Source organism: Microbacterium sp. Root280D1 (assembly GCF_001428975.1).
GTDB lineage: Bacteria > Actinomycetota > Actinomycetes > Actinomycetales > Microbacteriaceae > Microbacterium.
Map to the genome: position 1 here is coordinate 196,272 of NZ_LMJK01000003.1, position 13,933 is coordinate 210,204.

At 62.0% G+C, this 13,933-nt stretch carries 14 protein-coding genes; 5 read left to right on the forward strand and 9 right to left on the reverse strand.

Annotation, left to right across the window (positions count from 1 at the left end; all coding sequences use genetic code 11):
• Positions 1–6: 6 nt before the first annotated feature.
• On the reverse strand, positions 7–291 hold the full coding sequence (locus ASE34_RS18170) for a hypothetical protein (protein WP_056279456.1): 285 nt from the start codon (positions 289–291) through the stop codon (positions 7–9).
• Positions 292–901: 610 nt separating this feature from the next.
• Between ASE34_RS18170 and ASE34_RS13375 the strand changes: the two genes are divergently transcribed.
• Positions 902–2,281, forward strand: coding sequence for an ROK family transcriptional regulator (locus tag ASE34_RS13375; RefSeq protein ID WP_157538261.1), 1,380 nt, complete (start codon positions 902–904; stop codon positions 2,279–2,281).
• 81 nt (positions 2,282–2,362) lie between these two features.
• Here ASE34_RS13375 and ASE34_RS13380 read toward each other — a convergent pair whose 3' ends face one another.
• Together ASE34_RS13380 and ASE34_RS13385 are read right to left on the reverse strand one after the other, a co-directional pair.
• Positions 2,363–4,768 carry a right-handed parallel beta-helix repeat-containing protein gene (locus ASE34_RS13380; RefSeq protein ID WP_162253861.1) on the reverse strand — a complete coding sequence of 802 codons (2,406 nt, stop codon included), beginning with the start codon at positions 4,766–4,768 and terminating at the stop codon, positions 2,363–2,365.
• Positions 4,769–5,546: 778 nt separating this feature from the next.
• Positions 5,547–5,876: a TraR/DksA family transcriptional regulator gene (locus tag ASE34_RS13385; RefSeq protein ID WP_056279462.1), complete on the reverse strand. Its 330-nt coding sequence runs from the start codon at positions 5,874–5,876 to the stop codon at positions 5,547–5,549.
• A gap of 526 nt (positions 5,877–6,402) precedes the next feature.
• On the opposite strand from ASE34_RS13385, the gene ASE34_RS13390 reads away from it, so the two are divergent.
• From ASE34_RS13390 to ASE34_RS13405, 4 genes are all read left to right on the forward strand, one after another.
• On the forward strand, positions 6,403–6,609 hold the full coding sequence (locus ASE34_RS13390; protein ID WP_056279464.1) for a hypothetical protein: 207 nt from the start codon (positions 6,403–6,405) through the stop codon (positions 6,607–6,609).
• A 281-nt stretch (positions 6,610–6,890) separates the two neighbouring features.
• Positions 6,891–7,103 (forward strand): hypothetical protein, encoded by a 213-nt coding sequence (locus ASE34_RS17835; RefSeq protein ID WP_157538265.1) that lies wholly within the window; start codon positions 6,891–6,893, stop codon positions 7,101–7,103.
• A gap of 330 nt (positions 7,104–7,433) precedes the next feature.
• Positions 7,434–7,982: a DUF488 family protein gene (locus ASE34_RS13400; RefSeq protein WP_056280232.1), complete on the forward strand. Its 549-nt coding sequence runs from the start codon at positions 7,434–7,436 to the stop codon at positions 7,980–7,982.
• Positions 7,983–8,038: 56 nt separating this feature from the next.
• A complete protein-coding gene (locus ASE34_RS13405; RefSeq protein WP_056280235.1) occupies positions 8,039–8,353 on the forward strand; it encodes a hypothetical protein in 315 nt (104 codons plus the stop codon).
• 471 nt (positions 8,354–8,824) lie between these two features.
• Here ASE34_RS13405 and ASE34_RS13410 read toward each other — a convergent pair whose 3' ends face one another.
• The 6 genes from ASE34_RS13410 to ASE34_RS13430 all read right to left on the reverse strand — a co-directional run bounded on the left by ASE34_RS13410 (position 8,825) and on the right by ASE34_RS13430 (position 13,713).
• Positions 8,825–9,478, reverse strand: coding sequence for a uracil-DNA glycosylase family protein (locus ASE34_RS13410; protein WP_321163940.1), 654 nt, complete (start codon positions 9,476–9,478; stop codon positions 8,825–8,827).
• Positions 9,408–9,695 (reverse strand): MGMT family protein, encoded by a 288-nt coding sequence (locus tag ASE34_RS17650; protein ID WP_082586657.1) that lies wholly within the window; start codon positions 9,693–9,695, stop codon positions 9,408–9,410. The genes ASE34_RS13410 and ASE34_RS17650 overlap by 71 nt, the downstream gene beginning before the upstream one ends.
• Positions 9,696–9,990: 295 nt before the next feature.
• Positions 9,991–10,680 carry a response regulator gene (locus ASE34_RS13415; protein ID WP_056279468.1) on the reverse strand — a complete coding sequence of 230 codons (690 nt, stop codon included), beginning with the start codon at positions 10,678–10,680 and terminating at the stop codon, positions 9,991–9,993.
• Positions 10,680–11,921 (reverse strand): sensor histidine kinase, encoded by a 1,242-nt coding sequence (locus ASE34_RS13420; RefSeq protein WP_162253862.1) that lies wholly within the window; start codon positions 11,919–11,921, stop codon positions 10,680–10,682. The genes ASE34_RS13415 and ASE34_RS13420 overlap by 1 nt, the downstream gene beginning before the upstream one ends.
• 20 nt (positions 11,922–11,941) lie before the next feature.
• A complete protein-coding gene (locus ASE34_RS17920; RefSeq protein ID WP_162253863.1) occupies positions 11,942–12,568 on the reverse strand; it encodes an ABC transporter permease in 627 nt (208 codons plus the stop codon).
• A 215-nt stretch (positions 12,569–12,783) separates the two neighbouring features.
• The gene (locus ASE34_RS13430; protein WP_056279474.1) at positions 12,784–13,713 is read right to left on the reverse strand and encodes an ATP-binding cassette domain-containing protein; all 930 of its coding nucleotides are present in this window, start codon (positions 13,711–13,713) and stop codon (positions 12,784–12,786) included.
• Between the last annotated feature and the right edge of the window lie 220 nt (positions 13,714–13,933).

The window sequence follows — 13,933 nt, forward strand, 5'->3', positions numbered from 1 at the left end:
GCGATGCTACTGCGCCAAGTCGATGGTCGCGCCCTCGGTGTGGGAATCGGCGCGCCCGGTGGGCACTCCCGTTACGGTGGCCTCGGTGAGCGGCTTGCAGAGAGGCTCGGTATAGACGTATTCGTCGGAGACGACGCCGATCTTGCAGCGGACGCCGAGATGGTGTTCGGCGCCGCTGCAGCACCGTTTCTCCTCGTTCGGCTGGGAGCGCGAGTCCGAACCGCGGTCCGCGTTCACATCGGAGACCCAGTAAGCTGTTTCGCGCTCGGGCCCGCACGTGAACTCCCGCATATTGTGACCGGGAGAAGCAGTGATGCAACATGCGATTGCGCGCGCTCGGGTTGCGTCCACCATTGGTCATCCGCCCCTACCGTCTCGAGGCGACTGCTCGCGCGGCCTGTCAGCGATCATGGCCGAGTTCTGCGCGAGGCCGGTGCGCATCTGGGAGTTCCACTGGCAGTCCTCTCGTCGACGCTCGGATCGCCGAAAATTGTTCTTAGCGGACCCGCCAGCATGCTTCGGCGCGACCTAAGCGATGCAATCGCCTCGACGCTGTTGACTCTGGCTGATTGCCAACCCAATCCCGTCGTTCAATGCAGCTCATTGAAACAGGCCGTCCTTCAGGGTGCTGCAGTTCGTATGATTGCCCAGCGATTCGGTCAAGGTTGAGGGCTTCGGCGTCCGTCCCCGCGAACAGCGCGTTGATCATCAGCGCCCAAGCTGCGCATCAGATCCGGTGACACATCAGATATGACTTCACCAAACAGGCCGCCGGGATCGCCAGGATCGGAGCAGCCATCGTTACAACCGACGAATCAGACCATCGCACGCTACGCCAACACAAGATCTCGGCGAACTGCGCGAAGGCCGCCATGTTCGGGTGCGCGTCCTCGGCGGTTCCTTGAACGACACCACTCCGGGACCGAGCGATGACATCGCAGCAGCTGACAGCACGCTCGATCCTTCAGCGAACGTGCGTTACCCTGAACCGAGAACACGCAGGACTCGAGAGGCGAACGTAGAGAGCTCGATGGACCGTCAGCCAGGAACGTCGGGGAAGAGTTTTCACGGAATGCCCGGGAGTGCCCGTCTGCTGAATGATCGGATTGCGCTCGAGCTTTTCGCCCAACATGGCAGCCTGAGTCGCACACAATTGCGGGACATGATGGGTGTTACCCAGCCGACAGCAATTGACCTCGTTCGACGCCTCACCGAGGCGGGCATGTTGACGAAGCTTAAGCAGGAGGTTCAGTCACGACGCGGTCCGAAGACTGCCGTGTTTGGCCTGGCGTCTGGAGAGCACTTCATTGCGGCAGTGAACGTTCGCGACCGTTTCATCGGTGTACTAATCGCGGACATCACGGGCGGACCCTCAGTCGCGTCAGCAGATCGCCGGATCGACGATCGCCCGCTCGCGCGGCAGATACACGCCGCCGTCGAGGCCTTGCTCTTGAGCGTGGGGCTTGGATGGGAACGGGTGGTCCAAACAATTGTCGGCGTACCGGGCGTCGTAAATCTCGCCACGGGCGATCTCGGCTTCTCGTGGGATTTGCGTAATCTGAGTGGGAGCCTGTTGTCCTCGTTGCAAGCGGTTGTCAGCTCGCCTGTCCAGCTAGTAAACGGCGTAGACCTGGCGGCGGTCGCCGAAGGTACACGAGCAGATCTGCAACAGCGGTCGATCTTCGCCCTCCTTTGGATCGGCACCGGCGTCGGCTCATGTCTGATGGTAAATGGGACACCGCTCAGGGGGGCGTCTGGCGCCGCCGGTCAGATCGGGTATACGCCGGTCCCGGAGGCGCCGATGCCCCAGGTTCGGCCTCGTACCGGCGGGTTCCAGGGGGATCTCCAAGCATTAATCGGCGGGCAGGGGCTCCGTGCGCTTGCAAAGAAAGTTGGGCTACCGAGCCAGAGCGTGCCCACATTGCTGCGGCAAGGAGCTGGGCCAGCTGACCATCTCTTTCAGGTCTACTTCAATGAAGTCGCGCGCAGGATCGCGATCGCGTGCGCGTCCATGGCATCGGTCGTCGATCCCGGTGTCTTTGTTCTTCAGGGGTCGACTGCGATGGCGGGAGGAGCCGAGCTCGCGCAGCGGGTGCAAGACAGATTTACAGAGATCTCGCCGCTGAGCGCCACCGTGAGACCGGGTGCATACCAGGAGCATGCCGAGCTCGAAGGCGGTATTGAACTCGGACGCAAGCTGGCTCGTGATGCGATCTGGGGAGGTGGAGAAGTCTTGCGACAGCGACGTTCAAACTCGGCTCAACCTTTTATCGTTCCCTGACCTGCTGTCATCGATCGCACGCTACCCCGCACCACGACAGTCCGGGTGCGGGGTAGCGGAACTCGCGATTGCGCTAACGGGTTAGGAATAGATATCGAAGCGATCGATAACCACATACGTCCCAGAGGCCGAGCCGTTCTTGGTGCCCAGTGCCCTAACCTTCAGGGTGTGTGTTCCTGACGCCAGGATCGGCGTCGTGAAGACGGACACCGCACCGATACGAGAAGCAGAGTAGAGATCGATGATGACTTCAGGTCCGCCGTCGACTGAAACGCCGACTCGCCCTTCATTCGCGTCCTTGACCGCGAAGAACGCGGCCTGTGTGCCCGAGAATGTTAGCGTTGCGGTCGCGCCGACGGTCGCAGACCAGTGGTTTGAGTTGAGGTACTGGGGAGGATTGCCCTGGGCGCCGCTGCATGGTTTGCAGCTGCTCCATCCGCTCGAATAGGTGAGGCTGTTAGCTCCGCTTGCAGTGAACGTGTCGTCTACGGTGACGGGTACCCGCGTGACCTCAGCACGGTCGAGCAGTACCCAGTTGCCGGTGGATGCGGCGCCATGGGTCCCTGTGACCTGGACGGTTACCGTGTGGGAGCCGGGCGCGAGTTCATTCGAGGTAAAGACTGGTCTGTCGCCCAGCCGGGAGTAGCCGTAGAGGTCGATGTTCTGCGCGGGGCCTCCGTCGATGGAAACGGCAGCGATTCCCGCATCCGGCGCGATGACCGCACGAAGCGTGATTCGTGTGCCGACAAAGGTCATCGATGCGGTTGAACCCGTAGTCTGGGAGTAGCTGTTGCTCTGATTGAACTGCGACTTGACTGAGGAGTCACCAGCGCACGGGTTGCAGTGTCCCCAGTTCCCCTGATAGTTCCACTGACGGTTGGCCGTACCGGTGACTGAGTCGTCAACTGCGAGGCCGGTCATTGCGTGCTGCGGGGCGGAGACACCCGCACCAGCGTACGCGCCAATATTCGGCGGTTCCGTCGTGCTGATGGTGTTGCCGAAGTAGTCCGTGGCCGGCGCTCCCGGAACCAAAACTCCGGTTCCGAGCGCGGGGGAGGACGGGCGCAGTTTGTATTCAGGTGCGTTAATCGTGGTCGCGGTGCCGGGCGCAACGAGTAGCGGATCGGCGGTGATGAGGTTGGAGTCAGACGGGTCGGCGCCAGTGTGATTGCCGAAGATCAGATTGTTGCTGTACGAGGCGATCGGGTCGAAGGAGCCTGTTCCCCAGTTCACGAACAAGTTGTTCGTGAAAGTAGTGTTCGTGGGGGCGCCCGCTTGGACCTTTTCAACAGGTTTCGTCGAAGAGCCGGGAGAGATGAAGACCGTGTTGTTATAGATCTTCATATTGTCGACAGCGTTGTAGAACGCAAAGGCCGCACCGCCATCGTTTTGGCTAACGTTGTACCGGACAATGCCATTCGACTGTAGAAAGAACTGCATGAAACCGACCGGGTTGTCATGCGAGTAGTTGTACTGGAACACGCCGTCAGTGATGCCCCAGTCGAAGTCGTAGGCGAATCCATCACCCCCGAGGGTGGACTGCCCCGAGACTTCGTTGTACTGGAACACGGGACGGACGCTCAAAGCACCCCAAATGCCCGCGTCGGCGGTCGAGCGGGTTCCGCTGTTGGTAACTTTGCTGTGCTCGACGACGCCGTCAGTCGTGTTCGCCATCATGATGCCGTTGCCGCCTGCGTTGTCGACAGTGACACGGTTCACGCGCACGTTGATAGCGCGCGCGTCGTTGTTTCGCGTGTTGATCCGGATCCCCGCGTCGTCGACGGTCTTGATGTCCACATCCTGAATCAGGAGGTTGTCGACCCGCGACGTTGCACTGTCCGCGCGACCAGTCACGATGATGCCACCGTCACCGGGCTCCACCCAGCCATTGTTGCCACCGTTGTATGGAACGCCGCTGATGTCATGAATGGTGAGGTCTGTAAGCGAGATGCCCGTGAGTGGCGTGGTGAGCGCGTTATCGATGACAATCCCGCTACGAAGAGCGGCAGTAGCCGAGCGGTTGGAGATATCGAGATTTCGAAAGCTCAGGTTCGAGTTGCGGGTTATCACGATGGTGCCAGGTTGCGCGCCAGCGCCGTTGATTGCGGGAGGGTTGCCGGTACCGTACGCCCCGAAGACGATGGGCGCTGCTTGGGATCCTGACGACGTCGGTGCCAGCTGTCCAGTCCAGGAGTCGCCTGACTCGAAGAGGACGGCGTCGCCGGGATTGAGAACGGCGGCGTTAACCTTCGTAAGCGAGCGCCACGGTGTCGTGCTTGAAGTACCGGACGCTGCATCGTTGCCCGACTCGGAAACGTAATAGGTCGTAGTTGCGGCTGCTGCGGAATCGGCGCCGGTGGTGGCTGACAGGAAGGCCCCGACGAGCAGACTTGCTGTTGCGAGTGCAACAGCTGACCGCGAACGGAGCATCAGGGCGGGTCTCGCGACTCGCGCCTCGGGCGACAATCTTATTCTTTCAGCACTCACTGAAACTCCTCATCGAGTTGCACTACGGGTAGCCGCTTGGCCGGACCCAGTTTTCTAGTAGGAGCCTTACTTGTCAACACCACGAACCAAGTTCCGCGTGAATCGCGAACGCAAACGCAAACGCTGATCCCCTCCTCGCGTTCGACCAGCGTTACGCTGCGGCCCGACCCTCCGGCGAACTAGGGCGTGTCTGACGATGCCTTGGTTCAGGCATGACGTCGTTCAACACGACGGCGGAACGGTAGATCACGGCGTGCTGTGGTAGCGAGTGGCGGGATCGCCACTACTTGAAGTATCGGCGCTCGATCACATTCCGGATCGAGGCGAACCTCCTGCCCGGATGGCTTGTCCGGGTCAGTGGTGTCCGTCCACGGCGGGTTGTGAGTGATGCCTACCCTCAGGTCGCCGCCCTGTACATCGCGGAGCGTGCCGTCCACGTCCGCGGGCACCCCGGTGCACCCCGAGAGCATCATCACGACCGCGACAACACCAACGACCGCGGTCGCACTCCACCGGTGTGCGATTGACATGTGATTCCCATCTATTCTTGTCTGCGCGCGTCCTGCGCCGCTCGCGCATACCCTTACGCGCTCAGGCTGCGATCGCGTGGACCTCATCCCTAGGGAGGCTCAGCGGCCCGCCGGGCGGCTTGTTGTTTCGGAATCGCGCATCCTCTTGCTCCGAATGTGAGGTCGCGCCGAGGGTTCGTTGATGAATGACGACTACTCGGATTCCTCTGGGGTCCGGGTGGACCGAGGGGATCTCGATCGGTTTACAACTACGCGGCTTCGGCATGGTTCTGACAATCGATACAGGCGGAAGCGTGAGGGACGACTTCGAGACGTGCCGGCGCGATCTGGCCACCGCATCGTGCGCACTGGCCGTAGGTGCCCGCGTCGAGCCGGTTCAGAGCCGCGCTGATCTGTTGGATCGTGAGACGGTGTGCTTCTGCCGTCTGGTAGGCGACCGGGTCGATGGTCGGCAGCGCGCGGGGCTCGAGGTCCTGGAGTAGTGTCAGGCGTTCCTCGAGTCGTTGCTCGAGGTGCTTCTGGATGGCCGCGGTGTCGGGGGTGGTGACCGCAATCTCGGGGGTGGTGTGGGTTGTCATGACTGCTCCTTTGGGTACAAAAAAAGCGCCGCTGCTGCGACGCGCTGGATGACCGGATAGCCCTGAAGGGTCTACGGCGAAGCAGCGCGGAGAGCGGACCGGAAAAGCAGGTCGCCGCCGCTGCTTCGACGGGGCGGAAGAACCTCGTGCCGCGCGCCCGCAAAGTCGACCACGCTCGCCAGCACAGACGCGTCCACAAGACGCTCCGAGTGAGTGCGGTCAACGACGGTGGTCATGGCCCTCACCATAGCCGCACCTACAGAAAAAGCAAGTCGCCATCACGCACAGGAGAGCCGGTTGCATTAACCCCGGTCCTGGCTATGGTGAGGGCATGATACCCAGCACCTTCTGTCGCGATTCTTTCGCAGAGTTGGCTGCTGCTTTCCTTCTCGCGGTGCCGTTTCCGTTCGGGGACGCGCGGTGGTTACTACGCGTTCGACGGGCTCCGCCGGGAAACGAGTAGCCCTCGTTACCGTGCGCGCTGTGTGTCTTTGCGTCGCGCTCCACGCCGGATCTAAGGAAAGCCATGACCATTGAACACAACCCGGCGCTGCTCATCGAGCGAGCCACGACAGCACGCATCACAGCTCTGCAAGACACGCTCCGTGGCCTCCGCCAGGAACACGAATCTGCAGTCAATCAGCGCGTCCACGCGGACGTGCACCGCCGCCATGCCAACAACGACGGGACGAAGGAAGTCCTCATCGACGAGGTGGGACTTACATGCGGCTGACAGAGAGACGGCGCGCGCGCATCATCGAGGTAATCGGCGACCCATTGCGATGCTTGAACGTCATTGCAGAAACTACCGCCACCTCCCAGTACTCGCCAGATCTGCGCGTTGTTGGAGTAGACGGAAGCAGTGCCCAGAGCAAGGCCGCTTTCGCGGCCGTGCTCCGGAGCCATAAACGGAATGCGTCACGCATCCCCGCGTCGGTGTCCCACGTCATTGCTGTCGTAGAGCCCCCGGCCCAGAACGAACCATGGGCCTTCGCGAACGTGCACAGATGGGCCATGTCCATTCATCGGCGCATCCAACGTGCACGAGGAATCGATGCCGACGTGACCGTGCTTCTGGTGGACAGGGACACTTATCCGGACCTCATCCTCGAGCGGATCGAGGAGCTTGCGCAGCGGCCCCCCGGAGTGAACCCTGCCGCGGTACACACCATGCGTGAGATCCGCTCATGCTCCATCGCGCAGGCGTCGACCAACGATTTCATCTGAGACATCAAATCCGGGCACAGCAATGCGATTGTGTCCGCTCAGGAGCCGAGTTGACTTCCCCTGGAAGACGGCTACGGTCAGTGGTTCATGCGCCAGCCACATAGGGGAAGCGAGTACCGATGTCCGGTAAGTCACCAAGCACACGTGGAGCGAAGAAGGCTCCTCAACTGTCGATCAAGGAAAAACGAGCGGCGAAACGCGAGAAGCGCGAACCGGACGTCTTCCTCAAGCCACGCAAGGGAGCGACCCGCTGACCGCCTGGCCGGGGGCTCCTTGGGTGCGAGGAGCCCCCGGCCAGTCAGCCCTATCTCGCAACGTTCCAGGAGCATGATGCAACAGCCGACAGTGTTCACCATTGGTCATTCCACGCACCCCATCGACGAGTTCATCACCCTGCTGCGAAACAACGGGGTCCAACAACTCGTCGACGTGCGAACCGTTCCCGGCTCACGGCACAACCCGCAGTTCGGAGCGCAGGCCCTCGAACAAAGCCTGAACGAAGCCGACCTGGGGTATGCGCGGATGGAGGAACTCGGCGGACTGCGACACACGCCGGCGAAAGTGGAGAGCGTCAACGGCGCGTGGCGTAACAAGAGCTTCCGAAGCTACGCCGACTACATGCAAACTGAGCCTTTTACTCGCGGAATAGACGCCCTGATCGCCCTCGCTAGAGAGAACAGTGTGGCGATCATGTGTGCGGAAGCAGTGCCGTGGCGCTGCCACCGATCCCTGATCGCCGACGCGTTGCTCGTTCGTCACCTCACCGTGAAAGACATCATGAGCGCCACCTCCACCAAACCGCACACTCTCACCTCCTTCGCCAAGGTGAACGGTCAACGGCTGTGGTATCCGCCCACTAACCTGACAGAGCAACCGTGAACATGTGCACGCCTTCGGATAGCTGAGACCACTTCAAAGAATGGATGTTGTCCGCCATGGGCACACTTCACTACGGCGGGTCGGAGGCCTCGATCTATATCGAGGAGCGCGCCCTCGCACATCTCAAAGTCGTGGTCGCGACCAAGCTGCGCCGCAACGAATCGTTCACCCTGTCGTGGCTGCATCCCGAAGGAGACGTAGAAGGGCTCAGCACCATCTGGTTGCACCCCTCCATCCCGCTTCGTTTCACCTTCGACGAGCTCGAGACCCCGCAGCTCAAAATGCGGTGGGTCCAAGCGCTCATGCAATCGGCGAACAGTTCCGGAGGCATAACGTTCCTCGAAGAGGTGCTGGAAACGCCGACGGGGTGACTGCCACAGGTTCGGACCGGCTAGTCTGGCCCGTCGTGCATCTCTTGCACGCACGTGAACGATCCGCACGACCTAACTCGCGGTAGCAGAAACAGATCGGTCGACAGGCAGGCCGAAAACATGAACGGTCGAGTCAGCGGAGTCAGCGGAGTCAGCGGAGTCAGCTGCGTCCGAGGCGGTTGCCCTCTCGAAACGTTGAGTTCCCCAGAACCGAGGCTCCGAGAGGGCTCGTCACAAGAAAACGTGACACCGCCTCGTCGCGTGGCGCAGCGCCCCAGACGCTTCGCAGGTAGCCCCAGCTACCAAGCAAAGATTACCGAAGTCGTGTGTTGGGCCGCACCAAGGTGCGTGATCAAGAACAGGTCGGAGCCTGAAATAACTCTCCGAACCGGCACAAGCCGTGTCAGGGCCTGCTGGGTGCTCGATTTCATCTGCGCCTTAGACAACCTGATTCAGGCTCTTGGAACGGTCTCACCGCAGCGCAGTCTCGATGTGTCGGCGAAGATCCTCAACGACCTCCGCGGCAAACCACGGGTTCCGGGCGTGCCAGCGAAAGTTGAGCGGGGAAGGATGGACCAGTGGGAACCGCTCAGGAAGAAATTGCTCATACCTTCGCACCGTGTCGGTCAGGGTCTCGGCCCTTGCGATCGGGAGATACGCTTGCTGCGCGTAGCGTCCGATCAAGAGCGTCAAACGGATATTAGGCATCAAAGCGAACAGTGGTGGATGCCACCTGGCAGCGAAGCCTCGCCGGGGCGGCGCATCCCCTGACCCGCCGCGACCTGGACCCGGGTAGTAGAAGTCCATCGGCAAGAGAGCGAACTTGTCCGGGTCTCGGAACTGTCCTTCGGTGACACCCAGCCACTGCATGAGAGTGACACCACTCGCGTCATCCCATGGCACTCCGCTTGCTTGTGCCCGGCGTCCTGGTGCCTGACCGATGACGGCGACCCGCGCAGCAGCACCCGCCGTATAAATCGGATCCATGCCCTGCTCTCGCAGTGCGACGTTCGCCGCATCGTGTATCAACTCATGACGAACGACAGCGAACGCGTCAAGGTGCCGATCGTTGCCCACGGACTCTCCCGATATCCACTCGGCCATCACGCATCGGTGTCTTCTCATTCCGAAGAAGCACGGGGGCCGTGCCCCGGTGGCAACTCGCGGGAGTCCCATCGCTGTAGAGCACTCTCCACCAGGGGCTGTCCTCATCGAGCCGACCCACAATCCCGCCCGCTTGTTGGGGACCAATACCGACAAGCGCGGCAACCTCTCCGTAAGTAACTACTTCTCCCGCTGGGACTGCGTCGACAACTATTCGAACGTCATCCAGAAGACTCATGTGGCCACCTCCTATCGCCGGGGCGTGATGCGTGCCTCCTCCACGTTAGCGAACGGTGCTCTTGCGGGCAGCGGCCGCAGACGATCCCCGCAATTCCGCGACTTCGTTAGCCGCTGCGAAGGACGGCGCGTGGCAGACGTGCCGATGCTCGTATCGGACATCGCCCCGGCAGTCGTCTGCGCGACGGGTAGGGCCAGTTGATCAAATACTCGTACAGTGATTCCGTTCCTGCAGCGGAGACGTAAGCGTCCTTCTCGGTGCACTCACCAATCTCTCAACCAAGAATGGCCTGGACCTAGTTGCTCGTGTTCACGATGCCGAGCTCGTAGGCCAGGATGACTGCTTGGACACGGTTGGGTAGGTCGAGCTTCACCAGGACCCGGCCGAAGTGCGCCTTGACGGTGGATTCGCTCAGATGGAGCGCATTCGCGACCTCTGTGTTCGTCAAGCCCCGGCCGACATGGAGGAAGACGTCTCGTTCGCGATCGGTGAGTTCCGAGAGCTCGCGCTGCGGCCGCCGGTGTCTTCGGGGTGCGAGTTGGGGTAGCGCGACCTCGATGAGCTTGGCCGTGAGCCGAGGGGAGATCACCGCGTCGCCGCTCGCGATGGTGCGGATCGCGGATACGAGTTCGGTTGGTCTGGTGTTCTTGAGGAGGAAGCCGGCGGCTCCCGCGCGGAGCGCTCCGAACGCGAACTCGTCGAGGTCATATGTGGTGAGAACCAGTACTCGAGCATGAGGAAGTCGCGTGCCGACCTCACGTGTTGCGTCGATTCCGTTCATGCCGGGCATCCGCACGTCCATGAGGATGACATCGGGGGAGAGCCGTGAGGCGACCTCGATTGCAGACGCTCCGTCTGACGCCTCGCCGACGACGTGTATGTCGTTCTCCGCTTCGAGTACGAGCCGCAGTCCGTAGCGCACGAGTTCCTGATCGTCGGCGATCAGCACGCGGATGCGTGGGTGTGTTGTGTCATCTGCGATCATCAGGGCTCCATCTGAAGTTGCACGAAGACCCGCCAGCCGCCTCCTGGGCATGGGCCTGCCTCGACGTGACCATCGTAGAATTCGGCTCGTTCGCGGATGCCCACGAGGCCTGTGCCCGGATCGGTGACCGGAAGCACGGACTCGGATCGATCCTCCACCAGAATCGAGATGTTCCTCTCGGCGAAGGAGAGCTTCACGAGAACGTCTTGTACCCCTCGTGCATGGCGCAGGATGTTGGTCAGCGCCTCCTGCACGATGCGATAGACGGTCAGACCTGCGACCGCGTCTGCGGCGAGTTGCCCTGTCTGTTCGACACGGATCGGCAGTCCTGCCGACCGGGATTCCTCGATCAAGGCGGGTAGACGGTCGACGCCCGGCGGCGCGGACGGGTGGTGCAGCGACGGTTCGTCGTCTCGCACCGAGGTGAGCAGTCGGCGCATCTCGGTGAGAGTCTGTCTTCCGGTCTCGGCTACTCGAGCGATTGCTCGGCGTGACTCTTGGGGCCGGGACTCGGCGGATACGTGTGCTCCATCAGCGACGGCGATCATGACGGCGAGGCTGTGGGCGATCACGTCGTGCATCTCCCTCGCTATCCTCTCCCGTTCCTGCACGGCGGCGATATACGCCTCCTGATCCCGTTCACGGCGGAGTTGCTCTGCGCGTTCGGTAAGCCTGCGCACCTCGTTCCGACGGTGCCCGATATTTAGCCCCGACAGCGTACAGATCAGCGACACCACCACGGCGACCACAGTCGCGCTGAGCCAGTCCACAGCCCATGCGTCGCCGTCCACACGAGGCGCCAGACCCAACAGCGGCGGGCCGAGGCGAACACGCAATGCCAGCACCAGCGCTGCGACCGTGCAGGATGCGATGGCGAGAGCGAAATTGCCCCACGCCTGACGGGGCTGCGCGAACACTCCGACTGTGTACAGAGCGGCGCAGACCAATACGGCTTCGGCTCCCGATCCGCTCGCAAACGACGCCGGCAGAAGGATGAGCGCAGCGATGAACGCCGCGCGCGGCTTCCGCTGCATAGACAATATGACCGCGATTCCAGCGACGAAGACCAGTAGCAGTGACCACACCGGTGTCTTCAACGGGGACTCGAGAGACAGGTATCCGAGAATCAGCGTGACGCACACATAGAGGGCAAGAACGAGGAAAGTCGCCCGTCGCAGAGGACGGTCTTCGACGCTGCCCGCGACACCACTGTTGGGCGTCGCCGTCTCGGCGGCGCCCAACAGTGACAGCGGATTCATTCTCATACGTCTTTCGACCGTAGCGCGATCGCGCCGGCCGCGAGTGCGACCGCAGCCCAGATCGAGGCGATCATCCACCCCGCCCCGACGCTGATGTGGCCTGCCCACAGGTCGAGGAAGGGTGAGCCTGCGGGGCTGATTCTGGTCATGGCATCGCCGGCGTTTCCGAACTGGATGATGCGCAGGATCCGCGATGCCAGCCCGAAGGGAAGCAGAGAAGCCGCCACGGGAAGAAGCAAGGTGGTCAAGAACACGATGATGGATCCCGCGGTCGTGGATCGCACGAGGGTTCCCACCCCGACTCCGAAAAGCGCACAGAAACCCAGGTACATCGCGGAGCTGAACAGTGCCAGGAGGACTCCCGGTGCGCTCAGCGGTGCCGCCAGTCCGAACTGCGCATAGATCGGCGTGGTGATCGCCCATGCGCTGAAAACGGTGACGACAGCAGTGGCGGTACACGCGGTGAAGGCCACCATGGACTTCGCGCTAAGAACGCGCAGACGATCTGGTACCGCGACGAAGGTCGGTTGGATGCCACCCGACGAATACTCGGAGCCGATCACCATCACCCCGATGACGCCGGCGATGATTTGCCCGATCACCACGGTCGGGACGGTCACATCAGCCATCGTGCGTTCCACCGAGAAGACCGACGGTGCACCGGACGACTCCAGGGATACGCCCAAGAAAAGGCTGCCGCCGACTCCGATCACGAAGATTCCGAGGAGCCCCAAACCGGATGAAGGCAGGCTGAGGAGCTTGATCCACTCCGAACGGAGTACGTGGACGAACGCCGGACGAAGAGTCCGGGAGTCCGCCCGGCCGCGGTGTGCGACGACGGCGTTCACTGTGCTCCTCCTTGTGATTCCCGCACTGTTGCGCGGTATTCCGTGTCTTGCGCGGTGAGTGCGAGATACGCGTCCTCGAGAGAGCCCTCGACGGTGGAGACCTCATACAGGACGATGCCAGCGGCCGCTGCTGCGCGCGCGACACTCTCCGCTCCGAGGTTCGTGATCTCCACCACATCATCCCCCCGCGTCGTCACCGTCACATCGTTCCCGATGACCACGCGCGTCAACTGCTCCACATCTTGGGTACGAACCCGAACCATTGAGGTAGTCACCGAGCCGACCACGTCGTTCAAAGGGCCATCTGCCAGGATTCTGCCCCTCCCGATGACGAGAAGATGATCAGCGGTCTGCGTCATCTCGCTCATGAGATGCGACGACAGCAGCACCGTCCGCCCCTCCGCGGCGAGATGGCGCAGCAGCCCGCGAATCCACAGGATCCCATCCGGATCGAGACCGTTGACCGGTTCATCGAGGATGATCGTGTGCGGATCTCCGAGCAGCGCCGCCGCGATACCGAGCCGTTGGTTCATCCCGAGCGAGAACCCCCCAACTCGCTTACCTGCCACCGCATCCAGGCCGGTCAGGTCAAGGACCTCCCGCACACGTGCCGCGCCGATCTGGTGGGTCACCGCGATCGCCAGCAGATGCTTGTACGCCGAGCGGTGCTTGTGCGCCGAACGCGCGTCGAGCAGCACACCGACCTCGCGAAGCGGGGCGGGCAGATCCACATATGGACGCCCGTTGACCTCAGCGATGCCCGAGGTCGGTCGGTCCAGCCCCACAATCATCCTCATCGTCGTCGACTTTCCCGCGCCGTTTGGTCCTAGGAAGCCCGTCACCTTGCCGGGTTCGGCGGTGAAGTTGATTCCATCGACCGCGACCTTCGATCCATACTGCTTCGTCAGAGATTGAACTCGAATCATCACTTGCCTTTCGTTCATGTACGACGCTATGAACGAAGTCGCATCGGCACATCGGGCTGGGGTCCTGAAGAAGCCACGAGGCAGTACCAGGGTCCATACCCTCTTAGTTCGTATGTACTGGCTGTCTGAGCCCTCCGCGAAGACATGAGGGCTGGCATCGGCGAGCAGATCATCGCACTACTCAACAGTGCGCTGGCAGCAGCAGGACGCCCCGGAGGGG

Excerpts from the sequence above, each read along its gene's own strand:
- ASE34_RS17835 (WP_157538265.1), top strand. The coding sequence starts at position 6,891 with ATGTCCATTCATCGGCGCATCCAACGTGCACGAGGAATCGATGCCGAC.
- ASE34_RS13430 (WP_056279474.1), bottom strand. The coding sequence starts at position 13,713 with ATGATTCGAGTTCAATCTCTGACGAAGCAGTATGGATCGAAGGTCGCG.
- ASE34_RS13405 (WP_056280235.1), top strand. The coding sequence starts at position 8,039 with ATGGGCACACTTCACTACGGCGGGTCGGAGGCCTCGATCTATATCGAG.
- ASE34_RS13415 (WP_056279468.1), bottom strand. The coding sequence starts at position 10,680 with ATGATCGCAGATGACACAACACACCCACGCATCCGCGTGCTGATCGCC.
- ASE34_RS13385 (WP_056279462.1), bottom strand. The coding sequence starts at position 5,876 with ATGACAACCCACACCACCCCCGAGATTGCGGTCACCACCCCCGACACC.
- ASE34_RS17920 (WP_162253863.1), bottom strand. The coding sequence starts at position 12,568 with ATGGCTGATGTGACCGTCCCGACCGTGGTGATCGGGCAAATCATCGCC.
- ASE34_RS13400 (WP_056280232.1), top strand. The coding sequence starts at position 7,434 with ATGCAACAGCCGACAGTGTTCACCATTGGTCATTCCACGCACCCCATC.
- ASE34_RS13390 (WP_056279464.1), top strand. The coding sequence starts at position 6,403 with ATGACCATTGAACACAACCCGGCGCTGCTCATCGAGCGAGCCACGACA.
- ASE34_RS17650 (WP_082586657.1), bottom strand. The coding sequence starts at position 9,695 with ATGAGTCTTCTGGATGACGTTCGAATAGTTGTCGACGCAGTCCCAGCG.
- ASE34_RS13410 (WP_321163940.1), bottom strand. The coding sequence starts at position 9,478 with ATGAGAAGACACCGATGCGTGATGGCCGAGTGGATATCGGGAGAGTCC.
- ASE34_RS18170 (WP_056279456.1), bottom strand. The coding sequence starts at position 291 with ATGCGGGAGTTCACGTGCGGGCCCGAGCGCGAAACAGCTTACTGGGTC.